General features: G+C 74.7%; 2 protein-coding genes. Both read left to right on the forward strand.

What is annotated here, in order from left to right; translation table 11 throughout:
• Positions 1-220 precede the first annotated feature (220 nt).
• Entirely contained in the window at positions 221-1,099 is an 879-nt protein-coding gene (locus AB0E83_RS35365; protein WP_362120915.1) for a lytic polysaccharide monooxygenase, read from the forward strand.
• Between the two features lie 208 nt (positions 1,100-1,307).
• Positions 1,308-2,462 (forward strand): glutamate--cysteine ligase, encoded by a 1,155-nt coding sequence (locus AB0E83_RS35370; RefSeq protein ID WP_362120917.1) that lies wholly within the window; start codon positions 1,308-1,310, stop codon positions 2,460-2,462.
• Positions 2,463-2,546 lie beyond the last annotated feature (84 nt).

Consider the following 2,546-nt stretch of genomic DNA (forward strand, 5'->3'; position numbering starts at 1 on the left):
ACCGGTTTCGGGCTCGCCGTGTGGCGGGCGCCGACCGACAACGACGAGGGCGCGCCCTGGCAGCCGCCGTTCCGCGCGTCCGGGCCTTTTTCCGCCCACCCCCTTGCCGATTGGTATGGACCAATGCGAGTCTCTACCCGGTCGCACGGATTTCAACTTCCGTGCGCCACGCGCGCGTTGCTCGTCCCGTACTCCCCCACGCACGAGAGAGAGCCCCCGCATGCCCGCCTCCCGCCGCACCGCCGCCGGCGTCGCCGCCCTGTCCGCCGCGGCCGCCCTCGTCGGTCTCACCCCCACCACCGCCGCCGCCCACGGGGCCGTCTTCAACCCGGTGAGCCGGATCGCCGCCTGTTACGCCGAGGGCCCCGAGAGCCCCGACTCGCAGGTGTGCAAGGACCTCGTCGCCGACTCCGGCACCCAGCCGCTCTACGACTGGAACGAGGTCAACATCGCCAACGCCGACGGCAACCACCGGGCCCTCATCCCCGACGGCAAGCTCTGCTCGGCGAACCGCGAGAAGTACCGGGCCCTGGACTGGGCGCGCACCGACTGGCCCGCCACCGCCGTCTCCGCCGGCGCCTTCGGCTTCAAGATCCGGGCCACCGCCGCCCACTCCGGCACGATGACGATGTACCTCACCAAGGCCGGCTTCGACCCGACGCAGCCGCTGAAGTGGTCCGACCTCGACGCCACCCCGGTCGCGGTGCACCAGACCACCCGCACCGCCACCGACGGGTACTACTCCTTCACCGGGAACCTGCCGGCCCGCTCCGGCCGCCACATCGTCTACATGGTGTGGCAGCGCAACGACAGCCCCGAGGCGTTCTACAGCTGCTCGGACGTCACCTTCGGCGCGGCCGCCGCGGCGACCGCCACCGGGGCCGAGGCGCCCACCGAGGCCGAACTGGCCGCCGGCGCCCGGCTGTCCACCGTGAGCCACGCGGGCCACGGCGGCGACGAGCAGCCGCCCGCGCTCTCCGCCGGGACGGCAGGGGCCCCGGCCTCCCCGCTGCCCCTGGCCCTGGCCGGCGCGGGCGCGCTCGCCGCCTTCGGCGCGGGCAGCCTGCTCCTGGGCCGCCGCCGCTCCTCCGCCTCCTGACCCGCCCTTCCGCCTCCGGGCGCACCGCTCCGCCTCCATGAGGAGCCGGAAGCCGAATGGAGCCCCCTGAAGCCATCCTTCAGGGGGCGATTTCGCGCCATCTGTACGGGGACGGGTGGAAGCCGGGACGTTCGTGGACAGCCTTGGAGAAAGCTCTGTTCGAACGGCCGTCAGCGCACCACCGTCCGCCCGTGAAGGAGAGCGCTCCATGCGGAACCAGCAGCGGTGGGTCTACCACCGCGGGGAAGGGCTGCGCACGTTCGGGGTGGAGGAGGAGCTCCTCCTGGTCGATCCCGAGACCGGGCTCCCCCAGCCCCTGGCCGGCACCGTCACCGAGATCGCCGCCTGGCACGCCGACGCCGGGCCGCGGACCGATGGACCGGAACCGGCGAAGCCCGAGCTGTACTACGAGCAGCTGGAGATCGGCACCTCCCCCTGCACGACCACCCCCCAGCTCGCCGACCAGCTGCGGCGGGCCCGGCTCGCCGCCGCCGCCGCGGCCAAGGAGGCCGGAGTGGCGGTCGCGGCCCTCGCGACCCCGCCCGTGGACTTCGGTCCGCTGCTCAACCCGGACGACCGCTACCAGCGGATCCACGACCGGTACGCCCACCTCGTCGACGAGGAGTACGCCTGCGCCTGCCACGTCCACGTCCACCTCTCCTCCCCGGAGGAGGGGGTGGGCGTGCTCGACCGGATCCGGCCGTGGCTCGCCCCGCTCCTCGCGCTCAGCGCCAACTCCCCCTACTTCCAGGGCGTCGACACCGGCTACGCGAGCTGGCGCCACCAGTTGTGGCAGCGCTGGCCGATGTCCGGCCCCAGCGAGCTGTACGGGGACGTGGAGGCGTACGAGCGGACCACGCGGGAGATGCTCGCCAGCGACGTGCTGGTCGACGACCACATGGTCTACTTCGACGCCCGGCTCTCCCGTCGCTACCCGACGGTCGAGATCCGGGTCGGGGACGTCTGCCTGGACGTCGAGGACACGGTCCTCCTGGCCGTACTGAGCCGCGCCCTGGTCGAGACCGCGGCCCGCGCGTGGCGCCGGGGCCTGCGCCCCGACCCCGTGTCGACGGTCGTGCTGCGGCTGGCGGCCTGGCGGGCCAGCCGGTACGGCCTCGGCGGCGAGCTGCTCCACCCGCTGAGCTGGCGGCCGGTCCCGGCCGGCGAGGTGCTCCTCGCCCTGCTCGACCACGTGCGCCCCGCCCTGGAGGACGCGGGCGACCGGGAGCTCGCCGAGCGGGGCGTGGCCCGGCTCCTCGCCCGGGGCACCGGCGCGGACGCCCAGCGGGCCGCCGCCCGGGCCGGCGGCCCCTCGCTGGCCTCGGTGATCGTCGAGGCCGTGCGCCGTACGACCCCGGCGTGAACGCGATCCCGGCGTGAGCGCGAGGAGCGGGGCGAGCCACGGCCGGATCCGGTCGAGCACGCCCACCCCCTCCTCCGGGGAGGA

Source organism: Streptomyces sp. NPDC035033 (assembly GCF_040636735.1).
Classification (GTDB): Bacteria; Actinomycetota; Actinomycetes; order Streptomycetales; family Streptomycetaceae; genus Streptomyces.